The sequence below is a fragment of the Flavimarina sp. Hel_I_48 genome, assembly GCF_000733945.1.
Lineage (GTDB): Bacteria > Bacteroidota > Bacteroidia > Flavobacteriales > Flavobacteriaceae > Leeuwenhoekiella.
This window is the reverse complement of the sequence record NZ_JPOL01000002.1, coordinates 664,340-679,163: the sequence shown is the minus strand read 5'-3', so window position 1 is coordinate 679,163 and position 14,824 is coordinate 664,340. Positions and strand designations below refer to the sequence as shown.

The 14,824-nt window shown below is 42.2% G+C and carries 15 protein-coding genes; 7 read left to right on the top strand and 8 right to left on the bottom strand.

The window, feature by feature from the left end; genetic code table 11:
* The first annotated feature begins 104 nt into the window (after positions 1 to 104).
* Together P162_RS03100 and P162_RS03095 are read left to right on the top strand one after the other, a co-directional pair.
* A complete protein-coding gene (locus tag P162_RS03100; RefSeq protein ID WP_031425769.1) occupies positions 105 to 1,667 on the top strand; it encodes a hypothetical protein in 1,563 nt (520 codons plus the stop codon).
* Positions 1,667 to 2,569: a DMT family transporter gene (locus P162_RS03095; RefSeq protein ID WP_051907754.1), complete on the top strand. Its 903-nt coding sequence runs from the start codon at positions 1,667 to 1,669 to the stop codon at positions 2,567 to 2,569. The genes P162_RS03100 and P162_RS03095 overlap by 1 nt, the downstream gene beginning before the upstream one ends.
* A 55-nt stretch (positions 2,570 to 2,624) precedes the next feature.
* Here P162_RS03095 and P162_RS03090 read toward each other — a convergent pair whose 3' ends face one another.
* The 3 genes from P162_RS03090 to P162_RS03080 all read right to left on the bottom strand — a co-directional run bounded on the left by P162_RS03090 (position 2,625) and on the right by P162_RS03080 (position 5,897).
* Complete coding sequence (locus P162_RS03090; RefSeq protein ID WP_410471169.1) at positions 2,625 to 3,266, bottom strand: RluA family pseudouridine synthase; 642 nt, start codon at positions 3,264 to 3,266, stop codon at positions 2,625 to 2,627.
* Positions 3,267 to 3,495: 229 nt separating this feature from the next.
* Complete coding sequence (panB, locus tag P162_RS03085) at positions 3,496 to 4,314, bottom strand: 3-methyl-2-oxobutanoate hydroxymethyltransferase (protein ID WP_031425766.1); 819 nt, start codon at positions 4,312 to 4,314, stop codon at positions 3,496 to 3,498.
* A gap of 149 nt (positions 4,315 to 4,463) precedes the next feature.
* Positions 4,464 to 5,897 carry an L-serine ammonia-lyase gene (locus P162_RS03080; protein WP_031425765.1) on the bottom strand — a complete coding sequence of 478 codons (1,434 nt, stop codon included), beginning with the start codon at positions 5,895 to 5,897 and terminating at the stop codon, positions 4,464 to 4,466.
* A 161-nt stretch (positions 5,898 to 6,058) separates the two neighbouring features.
* Here P162_RS03080 and P162_RS03075 point away from each other — a divergent pair, with 161 nt between their 5' ends.
* Complete coding sequence (locus tag P162_RS03075) at positions 6,059 to 6,427, top strand: S24 family peptidase (RefSeq protein WP_031425764.1); 369 nt, start codon at positions 6,059 to 6,061, stop codon at positions 6,425 to 6,427.
* The gene (locus P162_RS03070) at positions 6,424 to 7,698 is read left to right on the top strand and encodes a Y-family DNA polymerase (RefSeq protein WP_031425763.1); all 1,275 of its coding nucleotides are present in this window, start codon (positions 6,424 to 6,426) and stop codon (positions 7,696 to 7,698) included. The genes P162_RS03075 and P162_RS03070 overlap by 4 nt, the downstream gene beginning before the upstream one ends.
* Positions 7,699 to 7,763: 65 nt before the next feature.
* Here P162_RS03070 and P162_RS03065 read toward each other — a convergent pair whose 3' ends face one another.
* Both P162_RS03065 and P162_RS03060 read right to left on the bottom strand, forming a co-directional pair.
* Positions 7,764 to 8,768: an alcohol dehydrogenase gene (locus P162_RS03065; protein WP_031425762.1), complete on the bottom strand. Its 1,005-nt coding sequence runs from the start codon at positions 8,766 to 8,768 to the stop codon at positions 7,764 to 7,766.
* Positions 8,769 to 8,954: 186 nt separating this feature from the next.
* Positions 8,955 to 9,620, bottom strand: coding sequence for a type II CAAX prenyl endopeptidase Rce1 family protein (locus P162_RS03060; RefSeq protein ID WP_051907753.1), 666 nt, complete (start codon positions 9,618 to 9,620; stop codon positions 8,955 to 8,957).
* A 305-nt stretch (positions 9,621 to 9,925) separates the two neighbouring features.
* Between P162_RS03060 and dnaK the strand changes: the two genes are divergently transcribed.
* The 3 genes from dnaK (at position 9,926) to P162_RS03045 (ending at position 12,963) form a co-directional block, all read left to right on the top strand.
* Positions 9,926 to 11,854 (top strand): molecular chaperone DnaK, encoded by a 1,929-nt coding sequence (gene dnaK, locus P162_RS03055; protein WP_031425760.1) that lies wholly within the window; start codon positions 9,926 to 9,928, stop codon positions 11,852 to 11,854.
* A gap of 550 nt (positions 11,855 to 12,404) precedes the next feature.
* Positions 12,405 to 12,680: a type II toxin-antitoxin system ParD family antitoxin gene (locus P162_RS03050; protein ID WP_241077723.1), complete on the top strand. Its 276-nt coding sequence runs from the start codon at positions 12,405 to 12,407 to the stop codon at positions 12,678 to 12,680.
* Positions 12,673 to 12,963 (top strand): type II toxin-antitoxin system RelE/ParE family toxin, encoded by a 291-nt coding sequence (locus P162_RS03045; protein WP_031425758.1) that lies wholly within the window; start codon positions 12,673 to 12,675, stop codon positions 12,961 to 12,963. The genes P162_RS03050 and P162_RS03045 overlap by 8 nt, the downstream gene beginning before the upstream one ends.
* Before the next feature lie 65 nt (positions 12,964 to 13,028).
* Here P162_RS03045 and P162_RS03040 read toward each other — a convergent pair whose 3' ends face one another.
* The 3 genes from P162_RS03040 to P162_RS03030 form a co-directional block, all read right to left on the bottom strand.
* Entirely contained in the window at positions 13,029 to 13,346 is a 318-nt protein-coding gene (locus tag P162_RS03040; RefSeq protein WP_031425757.1) for a hypothetical protein, read from the bottom strand.
* Positions 13,347 to 13,454: 108 nt separating this feature from the next.
* Complete coding sequence (locus P162_RS03035; protein WP_031425756.1) at positions 13,455 to 14,255, bottom strand: MBL fold metallo-hydrolase; 801 nt, start codon at positions 14,253 to 14,255, stop codon at positions 13,455 to 13,457.
* Positions 14,256 to 14,265: 10 nt separating this feature from the next.
* A complete protein-coding gene (locus tag P162_RS03030; protein ID WP_031425755.1) occupies positions 14,266 to 14,730 on the bottom strand; it encodes a GNAT family N-acetyltransferase in 465 nt (154 codons plus the stop codon).
* Positions 14,731 to 14,824: the final 94 nt, after the last annotated feature.

Sequence of the window (14,824 nt, the reverse complement as noted above, 5' to 3'; positions counted from 1 at the left end):
TGTGAATATATATATACGTAGTACTTTTGAAGAATCCCCTTCTGGAGAGGTTACGATGTTAACCTAATTTTAAGCATACTTATATAATTGAATAACAGTGTTTTATGCGTAAAATCATTACAACGGCAAATGATTCAAAAGATGCCTTATTTACTTTGGTCAGGTCATTGTCCAAATCTGAAAAACGCCAGTTTACCCTGTATGTAGGCCGTCTTGATGGCAATGCTGATTCAAAGTACCTGCAGCTTTTTGCCCTTATGGATAAGATGAAGGTTTATGATGAAGCGGAAATTTTGAACAACCGCATTGTCAAAAAGCAGCAACTTTCTAATCTAAAGGCCCATCTGTACAAGCAAATTCTTATAAGCCTAAGGCTCAGCCCTGCCCATCAGAACATACGTATACAGATACGGGAACAGCTTGATTTTGCTACCGTTCTCTATCAGAAAGGATTGTACCAGCAAAGTTTAAAATTGCTTGAAAAGGCCAAACACATGGCCATTGAAAACGAGGAGAAAAATGTGGCCTACGAGATCGTGGAGCTTGAAAAAGTGATTGAGACCCAGTACATTACCCGCAGCATGAGCACCCGCGCAGATGAACTCACCCAGGAAGCAGAATCCCTGAGCCGGCAGAACATGATGACCAGCAAACTCTCCAATCTATCCTTGCAGCTTTATGGTAAAATGCTAAAAATGGGATATGTACGCAGCGATGCCGAAAAGCAAAAAATAGAGGTCTATTTTAATGAACATTTGCCAGAATATGATCTCAAAGAACTCGGTTTTCGAGAAAAATTATGGCTTTACAAGGCATATTTGTGGTACAGTTTCCTCATTCAGGATTTTTTGTCCTGCTATCGCTACGCCAGCCGGTTTGTGGAATTATTTGAGGAACAGCCAAAAATGATCGCCCGCAACCCTGTTTTTTACTTGAAAGGGAATCATTATCTGCTTGAATCGCTTTTTTACCTGCGCCATCATACGCATTTTAAAGAAGTGCTTGAAAATCTTGAAATGCGCCTTGCGGAAACCGACTTTCCCAAAAGCGATAACCTGGAAACGCTGGAGTTTTTGTATTTGTATTCTAACAAGCTAAACCTGAAATTTTTAGTTGGTGATTTCAGCAATGATGACGGACTCATAGAAGAAATCACCAAAAAGCTAAAGGTGCTGGGCGGCAAGATGGATGCGCATCATGTGATGGTTTTTTATTACAAGATCGCAAGTCTATATTTTGGTAACGGGGAGAACAAAAAATGCATTTCCTATTTGCAAAAGATCATCAATAATAAATCGCTCAAAATGCGTGAAGATCTCATGTGTTTTGCGCGTATTCTCAATCTTGTGGCACATTATGAAGCCGGTATGGACTACCATCTGGAATCGCTATTGCGCAGTACGTATAAGTTCCTGATCAAAATGAATGACCTGCACGAAGTTCAAAAAGAAATGATCAAATTTCTACGGAATCTGGGTGAGATTTTCCCTAGCGAACTCAAAAGCGAATTTACCAAACTGCGTAAGCGCCTTGAGGTTTATGAGAATGATCCCTACGAAAGGCGCGCATTCTTGTACCTGGATATTCTTTCCTGGCTTGACAGCCGTATAGAAAGCAGGCCCGTTGCCCAGATAATTAAGGAAAAATCGGCATTATTGATGCGATAATGGCAAAAAAGAGTCCTTTTTTAAACAACCTTTTACAGCTTAACCTCGCCATGCTTTTGGTGAGTACCAGCGGTGTGCTGGGACGCAGCATTCCGCTAGGGGCACCCATCGCGATTGCTTACCGGGCGTTGTTTGCTGCCTTGCTTTTGTTTCTATTCCTTCGGTATAAAAAGATAAACCTTTTTATTGCCAAAAAAGACCGAAAAATGATCCTTTTAGGCGGTTTTTTAATGGGTCTGCACTGGGTTTTCTATTTTCAGGCCTTGCAGTTGAGCACCGTGGCCATTGGGATGCTCACCATTTACACGCATCCTACGCTTACCAGTATCCTGGAACCTATAATCATGAAAAAGCCATTTCAGAAAATCCATATTCTGTTGGGCATTTTAGTACTCATCGGAATTTCTTTTCTGGTGCCAGAACTCAATTTTGAAAATCAGTATACCCAGGCGATTGGTTTCGGTTTGATTTCTGCGCTGGCGTATTCCCTGCGGAATATTTTGATGAAAGAACAGGTTAAAAATTACCACGGGAGCCTGCTTATGTGGTATCAGATGGTCATTGTGGCGGTGGCGCTGATCCCTTTGTATTTTATGGCCACTCCAGAGGCGGTGACCGAAGCTTTTCCCTATCTGGTCGCGCTCGCCCTGGTCACCACGGCAGTGGGACATACACTCTATTTAATGAGCTTTAAATATTTTAATGTGACCACGGCGAGCATTCTGGGCAGTGTGCAACCCATTTATGGTATATTGATGGGTATATTCTTTCTGGGTGAGATTCCACGCTGGGGAACTTTTATAGGTGGAGCGATGATTTTAACTGCCGTTATTACAGAAAGCATACGTAGCCTTCGGAATAGGAATAAAGAAGGAAGAGTAGAGATCGAAGATAAGAGATGATAGAGAAATGAAAGGTTGTAGACTGTATATTGTATACTGTTTTACGGTCTACAGTTTACAGTCTACAGGAATCCCACAGCGCATCACCTTCCGGTGGCGGTGCAATGAAGGTCATCTGCTCTTTTTGCACTGGATGCGTTAAGATCAATTTTCTGGAATGTAAATGAATGCTTCCGTCAGGGTTGCTACGGTCAAAACTGTACTTGAGATCGCCTTTTATAGGGCATCCTATTGCGGCCATCTGGGCCCTAATTTGATGATGCCTGCCGGTATGCAGCGCAATTTCAAGCAAAAAATAATTGTTGAACTCCTGTAGGATTTTATAGTCTAAAATTCCTTTTTTGCTTCCCGGTGTTTCTTTGGGATGTGCGTACGATTTATTTTGTTTGCTGTTACGTTTTAAATAATGTACCAGTGTGTCCTCTATTTTTGGCGGAGCATTTTTAACGATGGCCCAGTAGGTTTTTTTTGCTTCTTTTTCGGCAAAAAGCTTGTTGAGACGCGGGAGTGCTTTTGAGGTACGAGAGAAAATCACGATTCCGCTTGTAGGCCTATCCAACCGGTGTACAACACCTAGATAGACTGCTCCAGGTTTGTTGTACTTCTCGGCAATATAGGATTTCACCACTTCGCTAAGCGGTTTGTCGCCGGTTTTGTCGCCCTGCACAATATCTCCGGGCCTTTTGTTCACAACGATGATGTGGTTGTCCTCGTAAATAACGTTTAGGTTATCTTTAGTACTGTGTATGGAAGATGCGATGATTTAGTTTTTTATTTACTATCTAATTAAGATTCGATTGACATGTAATAATGGGATCAGCCTTTTAACCACCCCTTTTTCAGCAAAGCTGAAAATTTCCCCTACTTGAAAAAGGAGGGGAGCCTTTAGCGCAGGTAGCAAATCCCCCTTCGGGGGCTATTGGGAATTAATACTGTTCCTCATCACTGGGAAAACTTCCGCTTTTTACATCTTCACTATAATTTTTGAACGCGCCGGTCATTTCCTCGTACAAATTGAGGTAACGTCTTAGAAATCTGGGTTGAAATTCATAGGTCATCCCAAGCATATCGTGCACTACCAAAACCTGACCATCCACACCATTACCTGCACCAATACCAATTACTGGAATGGTAAGGCTTTTTGCCACTTCGGTAGCCAGTTTTGCCGGCACTTTTTCTAAAACCACTGCAAAACAGCCTGCTTTTTCAAGCATAAGTGCGTCTTTTTTCAATTTTTCGGCCTCCTCTTCTTCTTTGGCGCGTACGGTATAGGTTCCAAATTTATAAATGGACTGCGGTGTGAGTCCAAGATGCCCCATCACCGGAATCCCTGCCTGCAAAATACGCTTTACTGATTCTTTGATTTCTTTACCACCTTCCAGTTTCACTGCGTGTCCGCCGCTCTCTTTCATTATCCGGATAGCAGAACGTAGCGCTTCTTTGGGATCGCTCTGGTAGCTTCCAAAGGGTAAATCTACCACTACAAGCGAGCGCTTGATGGCGCGTACCACGGAAGCTGCGTGATAGATCATCTGATCCAGCGTTATGGGAAGCGTGGTCTCATGGCCGGCCATAACATTTGAAGCTGAGTCCCCCACCAGGATTACATCAATGCCTGCGCTGTCCACAATGGTGGCCATAGTAAAATCATAGGCGGTAAGCATGGAGATTTTCTCACCACGAACTTTCATTTCCGTCAGTGATTTTACGGTAATTCGCTTGTATTCTTTTTTTGCTGTAGACATTGATTTGTTTTTGGTTGCCTGTAAAATTACTAAATTCCATTGCGGTATGGCACAAACCTGCAGCCCAACCCGACAAAAGCTGTTGTTGTTTTTACTTTTCTTCGGAATTTTGACAACAAGATATTATGAACCCGAAGATCGAAAGTTTTCTAGCAATCGCTCAACGCCACATTTACCGCTAGACCACCTTCGCTGGTTTCCTTGTATTTATGGTTCATGTCCTGAGCGGTCTGCCACATGGTTTCGATCACTTTGTCCAGAGGTACTTTAGCATTTTTCGCGTCAGTATCCAGTGCCATTTCACAGGCGTTGATGGCTTTGATCGCACCCATGGCATTGCGTTCAATACAGGGAATCTGCACCAGGCCGGCAATAGGATCACAGGTTAGGCCCAAATGATGTTCCATGGCAATTTCACTGGCCATGAGCACCTGTTCTGGGGAGCCGCCCATGAGTTCAGTAAGCGCACCGGCCGCCATCGCGCTTGAAACACCTATTTCTGCCTGGCAACCGCCCATCGCAGCGGAGATCGTAGCCCCTTTTTTGAACAAACTGCCTATCTCACCAGCGGTAAGCAAAAACTGTTTTACATCGTCAAAGTTCGCGTCGTGGTTTTCAATCACCATATAATACATCATCACCGCAGGGATGACACCGGCGCTGCCATTTGTGGGCGCGGTCACCACACGGCCCAGGGAAGCATTGACCTCATTGACCGCAAGGGCAAAACAGGAAACCCATTTCAGAATCTGGCGGAATTTAATCTCACTGTCCCTAATAACGCTGATCCATTCGTTTGCATCTGCATATTTCTGATCCCCAATTAATTTAAGATGCATATCAAAAGCACGGCGGCGTACGTTGAGTCCGCCGGGGAGCGTACCTTCCGTATGACAGCCCACAAACATGGAGTCAAGCATGACTTCCCAAATTTGTTTTAAACGGGTGTTGATGTCATTTTCTTCCGCCAGGGAACGTTCATTGGCCCAGACGATTTCTGAAATTTTCTTATTTTCGGCATTGCAAAATTCAAGCAATTGCTTGCCGCTTTGCACCGGAAACGGAAAACCGGCCAGTTTTTCCTGTTGTCTTTTGGCACGTTTGCGTTCCTTTTGTACCACAAAACCGCCTCCTATGGAGTAGAACGTGTCGCTGGTGCGCTTTCCATTGCTCAACAATGCCCGAAAAGTGATACCATTGGGATGGAATTCCTTGAATTTTCGGTTGAAAATTATCTGGGTTTTTGGGTCAAATTCCAGCGGTTTTTCGGAATCAAAAAGCAATTTATGATCGTTTTTGATACGTTCTACGCGTGGCGGAATTTCTTCTATGGGAAAGGTTTTGGGATCGAGACCCTCCAGCCCTAAGAGTATGGCAATATCTGTAGCATGCCCTTTGCCCGTGAGGCTGAGCGAACCATAGATTTCTACCGTAATCTTTTCTACCTTGTCAAAATTTCCTTTCGCGCGCAACTTCGTGATCCAGTTTCCTGCCGCTCGCCAGGGACCTAATGTGTGTGAACTGGAGGGTCCCACGCCTATTTTCAACATATCAAAAACACTGATGCTTTCTATTTTTGCCATCCCATTGTATTATTTGCGGCAAATGTACCACTAAATGTTATGCATTCAATAGCACGAGATTATTTGCCGGTGGATGAAGGAAATCAACAATTGTTAGTAACTTTTGCGGCCTTAACTAGTAAAAAATCCATAAAGTAGGAATATTTCCATAATTTTGAATCATGGAGATTTCAAGTTTTGGCAAAGTAGCCACAGAGCAAAAGAAGCATGCACCCGGCAGTGTAAAGCAAACAGGTTTTCCCAGTCCGGCAACGCATTACCTGGAACCGAGCATCAATTTACAGGACGAGCTCATAACCAACAGGGATGCCACATTTTTTATTAGAATTTCCGGAAATGGCTATGCATCGTATGCCATAAATGATGGGGATGTACTCATTATTGACCGCAGTAGTGCCCCACGAGAAAACGATCTGGCTTTAATGATTGAAGACGGTGCTTTTAAAATCACACGCATAGCCAGAAAATCGACATCAGAAGACTTGATTCTCTGGGGTAAAATCACGTATATCATACACAAAGCCCAATGATCGCCCTGGTAGATTGTAACAGTTTTTATGCTTCCTGCGAACAGGTTTTTAGACCAGATCTGCGGGGAAAACCCGTGGTAGTGCTGAGCAATAATGACGGTTGTGTCATCGCGGCGAATGCGCAGGCAAAAGCCATGACCCATATCCCCATGTTTGAGCCTGTCTTTAAGATCAAAAACGACCTGATCAAAAACGGAGTTACTTTTTTCTCTTCAAATTATACTTTATATGGCGAGATGTCACAACGGGTCATGAACGTATTGCGGGAATTTTCGCCACTTGTAGAGGTGTACAGTATTGACGAATCTTTTATTGACCTTACCGGCCTTGAGCATATAAACCTGGAAACGTATGGATCTACGATAAGGCAAGCCATTTATAGAAATACCGGCATCCCGGTGGGTGTAGGGATCGCTCCCACAAAAGTACTGGCAAAACTGGCCAACCGCATCTCTAAGAAACGAAACGAGAACAAACTGCAGGTTCACGTGATCGATTCTGAAGAAAAAAGGATTGATGCCTTGAAATGGGCTGGTATCAAAGATATCTGGGGCATTGGCAAAAAGCACGAGATCAGGTTAAAAAATGAAGGGGTTCATAATGCATATGAGTTTACCCAGCTGCCCCTGGCCTGGGTGCGCAAACAAATGACCGTAGTGGGAGAGCGTATATGGCGCGAACTGCGCGGAGAACCTTGCCAGGCGCTTGATGAAAATCCAAAACCCAAAAAAGGGATAGGTACGGCCAAATCCTTCGGAAAAAAATTGGAAGACCTGGGGCTTATCGAAGAGGCTTGTTCTTATTACATAACCGAGATTACCGAACTGATGCGTACGCAAAAGTCCTGCGCTTCTTTTTTACAGGTTTTTGTGACCACAAATTTTCACAGCGCGACTGATAAGCAGTATAGCAACAGTGTGACCGTAACCTTACCCGTACCCACAAACAATACGTTTTTGTTGATCACTGAAGCAAGAAAAGCGCTCAGAAGCCTGTATAAAGCGGGATATCGATATAAGAAAGTTGGGGTTTGCCTAAGTGGGATTATTCCGCAGGAATATGTTCAGGGAAATCTCTTTGAACAAAGCCTTCCCGTTAATAATGAGAAGCTATCCAAAATGCTTGACTTCCTGAACTGTAAATATGGCAAATCTACCGTTTTTTCTGCCGCAGTAGGTACACGGGTAGAGAAGTGGGAACTCATAAAACAAGACCGCAGCCCGCGGTATACCACACAATGGGATGAACTGCTCGTTGTCAAGGCACCTTAAAAATATTGCCCATTAAACAAGAGGGTTGAATGGGTAATACAACAATTTATTATGTCTTAAGAGAATTATGGAACAAGCACCACCCTAAAGCGCGCTTTATTGTCCATCATTTTTTTATACGCCTCTTCCACATCATCAAATTTAAAAGTCTCGATCATAGGTTTGGTATTGGTTAGCGCGCTGAAATTCAAAGTGTCCTCACTTTCTATCGCGGTACCGCTGGGCCATCCAGAAACAGATCTGCGCGCCATGAGCAACTGTAAAGGGGATACTTTTACAGGATCACCGGTAGCGCCTATGCAAATAAGCTCACCATCTACTGCCAGTCCATCTATAACAGAAGAAATGGCATCAGCATGGGGCGCGGTCGCTACGATGAGGTCAGCGCCGCCCAGTTTTTTGAGCGCTTCTACCGCATCTTGATTGTCTGTAGCAATAAAGTGGTGTGCACCTAATTCTTTTGCAAGCTCCTTTTTACTTTCGGAAGTAGAAATTGCTACAACCCGCATGCCCATTTTGTTGGCATATTGTACGGCCAAATGACCCAGGCCACCTATGCCCTGTACGGCAACAACATCACCAGCGCGCACGTTACTGTTGCGCATAGCGTTATAAACTGTAATACCGGCGCAGAGCAGGGGAGCGGCTTCCTGAGAAGATAGCTCTTCCGGGATGGAGGCCACGGCTTCCTGTGGCGCGGTCATATATTCCGCATAGCCACCATCATAAGAGATTCCGCAGATTTTCGCATTTTCGCAATTGATAAAATTACCACGACGGCACTGTTCACATTCAAAACAATGGCCACCATGCCAGCCCACGCCTACACGCTGTCCTTTTTCCCACTGGGAAACATTTTTACCTATTTTATCTATAATTCCCACAACTTCATGGCCAGGTACGCGGGGATATTCTATGCCCGGCATGTGACCCCCTTTTACCATGTCATCGCTGTGGCAAATGCCGCAGGCCTCTACTTTAATTAAAACTTCATCATCTTTTGGAGTTGGGATATCGCGATCTATTATTTCAAAATCGGCGCCCGCTTTAGGTACTTGAATTGCTTTCATATTTTTCTTTTCTAGTTCGACTTGAAATTACGAAAGACCTGCTATTTATGGCGTGAAAGAAAGGTTAAACATGATTTGTTGTATGATGTAGACTGTTTAAAGTATAATGTCGCTTTAAAAGAACATTTTTAATCTTACTAATTTTGAAAAGGGCATGGTACAATCATTCCGCAGAATACAGTTTTTTTATAAAGAAACGTAGATGAAGAAAAAGGCAATCCCATTGTTTATGGCGTGCAATGCCATTGCCCACTGCAATTTTTTATTGTTGATTTTCACCCATCCTATCATAAAACCAGCCAATATACGCGGCATAATTAAAAGAAATAAGGCCAGGTTGATCGTAAAATGATCCACATAATTTGTGATGTGTACAAAACCAAAGACGAGTGAGGTTATGATCCAGATCCAAATTTGATGGGAAATAAGCCAATTTCTTATTCTCAGGGTGCGCTGTGGCGGAATCACTTGGCGGGAGATATAAACAACGCAAAAAAGGAAAATTGCCGCAAAGGCCAGTTTTAGTCCCCAGTAGACATCTAAAGGAATAAAGCGCAACAGGAAAAATACAGGCCAAATGGCAATAAACAATACAAGTTCTGTATGTGAAGGCCTAAGCAGGGAACGGAACATCATTTCTTCGGTCACCGGTGCCACGACCACGATCATGATCAGGGCGCGAAAGGGATTTTCGGTTAGCATTTCCATAATAAAGCCCTGTTCATATGTGGCCGTATCCAGTTCTGGAAAAATGGTATGAAGCAGGCTTGATATAAAACCATAAATAAAATACAATCCTAAAAGGTAGAAGGTACTTCGTAGGAGAATAACGAACTTTTCGGGTAGGTTCATAAGGTTTTCGGAAACTATGGCAAGTTACAAAATGCGTTTTGTAGTTGGGTGTATTTTTCGGATTCTGCTTGTGAAAATCACCAAATTACACCTGTTTTCAGTCAGTTTTATAGGGTTTTTGGAAGGTTTTTCAGCTGGAATTCAATAGTACTTCCTTTCATATATTTTGAATTATAGTCGGTTTTTCCATAGTGAAATACAATAGTGGAAATATTTACTGCCAACCTGTCACAAGTATTCCGCTGGCATAAAGATTGACAATTAGCTAGTGAAAATATTAATAACAACTTAAATTATATATAAAGATGAGTAAGATCATAGGAATTGATTTGGGTACTACCAACTCCTGTGTTGCCGTGATGGAAGGTAACGAACCGGTGGTAATACCAAATGCAGAAGGAAAAAGAACAACCCCGTCAGTAATTGCTTTCGTAGAAGGTGGTGAAATTAAGGTGGGAGATCCTGCAAAACGCCAGGCAGTAACAAACCCGCAGAAAACGGTTGCTTCCATCAAGCGTTTTATGGGTAACAAATTCTCTGAATCAAAAGGGGAATCTGAACGCGCTGCTTATGAAGTGGTAAAAGGTGATAACGATACTGCACGTGTAAATATTGACGGGAGAATGTACACGCCTCAGGAATTGAGTGCAATGATTCTTCAGAAAATGAAAAAAACTGCTGAAGATTATTTAGGTCAGGATGTAACCCGTGCAGTAATTACGGTACCTGCATACTTTAATGACAGTCAACGTCACGCTACAAAAGAAGCTGGTGAGATCGCTGGTCTTAAAGTAGAGCGTATAATCAATGAGCCTACCGCAGCTGCACTGGCTTATGGACTTGATAAAAAAGATACGGATCAGAAGATCGTTGTATTTGACTTTGGTGGTGGTACGCATGACGTTTCTATCCTAGAATTGGGTGATGGCGTTTTTGAAGTACTTGCTACAGATGGAGATACGCACTTGGGTGGTGATGATGTTGATGCGAAGATCATTGACTGGCTTGCAGATGAGTTCCAGAAAGATGAGGACATGGATTTGAAAAAAGATCCTATGGCACTTCAGCGTCTTAAAGAAGCTGCGGAAAAAGCTAAAATTGAGCTTTCTTCTTCTTCACAGACTGAAATCAACTTACCTTATGTTACGGCAACCGCTAGTGGACCAAAACACTTGGTGCGCACATTGACCCGTTCTAAGTTTGAGCAATTGATTGATGATTTAGTAAAACGAACTATCGCTCCTTGTGAGTCTGCACTTAAAGCTGCCGGACTTTCAAAAAGTGATATGGACGAGATCATTCTTGTAGGTGGTTCTACCCGTATTCCTGCAGTACAGGAAGCTGTGGAGAAATTCTTCGGTAAAAAACCAAGCAAAGGTGTGAATCCTGATGAGGTTGTTGCCGTAGGTGCAGCGATACAAGGTGGTGTATTGACAGGAGATGTGAAAGATGTTTTACTTCTTGATGTAACCCCACTTTCTTTAGGTATTGAAACTATGGGCGGTGTTATGACCAAATTGATTGAGTCTAATACAACCATACCTACTAAAAAATCACAGGTATTCTCAACAGCGGCAGACAATCAGCCAAGTGTAGAGATTCACGTATTGCAGGGTGAACGCCCCATGGCAAACGATAACAAGACTATAGGTCGTTTTCACCTGGATGGTCTTCCACCAGCACAGCGCGGTACGCCACAAATTGAAGTAACTTTTGATATTGATGCCAATGGTATCATCAAAGTTTCTGCAACAGATAAGGCAACCAATAAGTCTCAGGATATTCGTATTGAAGCTTCTTCAGGATTGACCGAAGAAGAAATCAAAAAAATGAAGTCTGAGGCGGAAGCAAATGCTGAAACAGACAAGAAAGCGAAGGAAACTGCTGATAAGCTAAATGAAGCTGATGCAATGATTTTCCAGACGGAAAAGCAGCTTAAAGAATTTGGTGATAAATTATCTGACGATAAGAAAAAACCAATTGAAGAAGCATTAAAAGAACTTCATATGGCGTACGCTTCTAAGGATCTTGAGAAAATCTCTCCTGCACTTGATAAAATCAACGAAGCCTGGAAAGTCGCTTCTGAAGAAATGTACAAAGCACAGGCCGATGCAGGTCAGGCTCCAGGGCAACCCGGTGCTGATGCAGGCGCAGGTCAACCACAAGGCGGCAACGCTGGTGCTGATGCCTCTGGCAGCGATGTAGAAGATGTAGACTTCGAAGAAGTTAAATAAGCTGTAAATCAAATTGTGTGAAAGCATAAATTGAATAAAGCGCTTATACCGGTGCAAATCGGTATTTTTAAAACAGAACGAAAAAGCCCGAATCGCAAGATTCGGGCTTTTTTTTTGATTTTTTAGAAGAGAACCATTTTTCCGCGTTAGGGATTGCAGTGGAAATCCTTTTGTGAGGTACGAGCAAAAAGATTGCAACGTAAAGCCCGACCCGAAGGGTAACGCCCTAAAAATCAATGGAATATTCAGAAAACTACTTTGAAGCAAATCATCCCCGTTTATAGTTGAGAAAGTTTAGTTATAAGATAAGTGATTATACGAAGTTAGTCTTAAAGTGGGTTTATTGTCATGCTGAAGTTGTTTCAGCATCGCACCGGCATTTCCCAAACTTTGGTTAGTTTCCGTATAGAGCAACGATTAAGCTACTTGTGTGATCGTGAAATAAATTTAGGGTGACGACAGGTTATGATTCGAGGATATTAATAAATTAAAGCAGTTTATTAAAATTCATCTTTATAAATAAAAATTTTGCTTAAATTACATCAATAGTATGAACATTGAAACAAAAGAGATGGCAACGATCAGAAAAACCATAACCGTTACCCATAAGCAGGATGAGTGGATTAAGGCGCAAATTGAAAAAGGGGATTATACTAATGAAAGTGAATACATCCGCGATCTTTTACGGAAGGAGCAAGAGGGATTTGCAAATTTTATGGCTACAAAAGCCGCGATAGAAGAGGGATTGAACAGTGGCGTAAGTGCAAGGAGTATAGACGAGATTTGGAAGCAAGCAGAAAAAGAAATAAGTGTAAAAAATGTCTAAATTTCATTTCACTGAAGCCGCAGACAAAGATATTTTAGAAATTGCCAAATATGGTATCGAAACTTGGGGAATTGAACAATCAAGAAAGTACAAGACAGGATTTTACAATTGTTTTCAATTTTTAGCCGATAATCCTGATATAGGCCGTGATGCTTCTATTCTTGCTCCGCATTTGAAACGCTATTCTTACAAAGCGCACGCTATCTTTTTTAAACCAACGGCAGAAGGCATTTTGATTATTCGGGTTTTAGGACAAAAAATGGACTTTGAGAAGCAATTTTGAACTTGAGATCATGGGTTTTGAAAGTTTGAAATTTTCCCGGCTTTAAAATAATTAAGAAAAAAAAGTTACATCCAGATCTTATAATCCCTGAGATAATCATTGATATACCGCTGTAAATTTTTTACCGCCTCCTTAAAATCGATGCGGGGTGTTTCCTTAAAACGTTCGGCCTCCTCGTCTTTTTTGAGTTCGTCGTGAATTCCCGCCCTGATTTGGGTAACCAATTCTTCCAGATGTTTTAACCGGGTTGCTTTTTGTTCTATACGCTGCTCTGCATCCACCAGGAGATCGCGCGTTTCTTCAAACTGCTCAATAAGTTCCTGCACGGCGGGATGTTTTTCGAGTTCGGGAGCGTTTTTAAGTAGCTGGTTCGGGGTGCGCATATCTTTCGTTTTAAGGTATTAAAAAACCCCCTAAAAAGTTTCAATTTCGCCTTAAAAATCGGCTTTTTTGAATGTATTTTGGAGGGTTTTCAGTTGTTTTCGAACTATTTATTTCTCCGCATTGGGATACCAGTCTAATTGTACAACACCTATTTCAGGATTTCCCTCTTCGACGAGTTTTTTAAATTTGTCGACATCGCTCAATCCATCCTGACCACGGTAATGGTAGGGATATACTTTTTTAGGTGCAAAGGCGAGAACGCCATCTGCTGCACTTTCAACGGTCATCGTATAGGGAAGGTTCATGCATACAAAAGCATAATCAATGCTTTTAAGATCGCGCATTTCGGGAATGTCTTCGGTGTCGCCGGAAAAGTAAACCCTAAGTCCATCTTTTTCAAGTACATATCCATTGCCACGGCCTTTAGTATGAAATTCTTTGGCCTCTTCGCGTAGGTTATACATTGGGACACCGGTGATTGAAATTCCATAGATTTCCGTTGTTTCACCGTTGCCTAGAATGGTCATTTGCTGTTTCATACCCTTGTCCAGTTGGTCTGCTACCGCTTGTGGTGCAACTATTTTTGTTTCCGGGGTTATGACAGCTTTTAATGTTTCTGCGTTGAGGTGATCGCCATGAATGTCGGTAATCAGTACAACATTAGATTTTGACTGGTCTTTGAAAGCTTCGGCGCCGCCCACGGGATCAATATAGAAAACAGTGGTATCAATATTAAAAACCGCGGTCGCGTGCTCTATAGGCATTATATCAAAATCGGGCTTCTCCTGAGAATCTTCTTCGGTCATTGCCATTTGCTCAGGTTCCGGGCTATTTGTTTCGGTTTTTTTGTCATTTTTACAGCTTCCCAGTACAAGGGTGGCCATCAGTAAAAGTGTAGTGTTTCTCATAAAATAAGTATTAAAGATTAAGTTTCATTTTAATATCGGCGCGATTATAAGGAGTATTAGTTTCTAACGGAACTTCTTCAAAACCAAACTTCCCATAGATATAAATCGCATTTTCTAATGTACGATTTGAGTACAAAATCAAACTCGTTATTAGGTTTTCTTTAGCAAAAGAAAGCGCGAAGGTCAGCAGCTTCTGGCCAATTTTCTGACCGCGATAAGCTTTGTCAATGGCCATTTTTGTGAGTTCATATTCTGCTTCATCTATTTTCATAAGCGCCACGGTACCCACAACGCGGTTGTCAATTTTAGCGATCAAGATATGACCTTGTTTGTCAATGATGAATTCCTGAGGATTGCCAAGTACCTTGCGGTCGTAGGCTTCCACTACAAAAAATTCATCCAGCCAGGCAATATTAAGATGTTCAAAGGCTTCTTTATATTCTGGTTTGAAGGTGTCATATTCAGGATCTATCATTAGTAGGGGTTTGCGGTTAATCAGAGTTTAAAGGTAATTTCTGTAGATGGATAAGGCATCTACTCTTCCCAAAATTAATTATTATGCAAAGTTA

Coding starts and splice junctions, on each gene's coding strand:
- P162_RS03050 (WP_241077723.1), top strand. CDS start 12,405: ATGAACATTGAAACAAAAGAGATGGCAACGATCAGAAAAACCATAACC.
- P162_RS03070 (WP_031425763.1), top strand. CDS start 6,424: ATGATCGCCCTGGTAGATTGTAACAGTTTTTATGCTTCCTGCGAACAG.
- P162_RS03080 (WP_031425765.1), bottom strand. CDS start 5,897: ATGGCAAAAATAGAAAGCATCAGTGTTTTTGATATGTTGAAAATAGGC.
- P162_RS03060 (WP_051907753.1), bottom strand. CDS start 9,620: ATGAACCTACCCGAAAAGTTCGTTATTCTCCTACGAAGTACCTTCTAC.
- P162_RS03065 (WP_031425762.1), bottom strand. CDS start 8,768: ATGAAAGCAATTCAAGTACCTAAAGCGGGCGCCGATTTTGAAATAATA.
- panB (WP_031425766.1), bottom strand. CDS start 4,314: ATGTCTACAGCAAAAAAAGAATACAAGCGAATTACCGTAAAATCACTG.
- P162_RS03035 (WP_031425756.1), bottom strand. CDS start 14,255: ATGAGAAACACTACACTTTTACTGATGGCCACCCTTGTACTGGGAAGC.
- P162_RS03045 (WP_031425758.1), top strand. CDS start 12,673: ATGTCTAAATTTCATTTCACTGAAGCCGCAGACAAAGATATTTTAGAA.
- P162_RS03075 (WP_031425764.1), top strand. CDS start 6,059: ATGGAGATTTCAAGTTTTGGCAAAGTAGCCACAGAGCAAAAGAAGCAT.
- P162_RS03095 (WP_051907754.1), top strand. CDS start 1,667: ATGGCAAAAAAGAGTCCTTTTTTAAACAACCTTTTACAGCTTAACCTC.
- P162_RS03030 (WP_031425755.1), bottom strand. CDS start 14,730: ATGATAGATCCTGAATATGACACCTTCAAACCAGAATATAAAGAAGCC.
- P162_RS03040 (WP_031425757.1), bottom strand. CDS start 13,346: ATGCGCACCCCGAACCAGCTACTTAAAAACGCTCCCGAACTCGAAAAA.
- dnaK (WP_031425760.1), top strand. CDS start 9,926: ATGAGTAAGATCATAGGAATTGATTTGGGTACTACCAACTCCTGTGTT.
- P162_RS03100 (WP_031425769.1), top strand. CDS start 105: ATGCGTAAAATCATTACAACGGCAAATGATTCAAAAGATGCCTTATTT.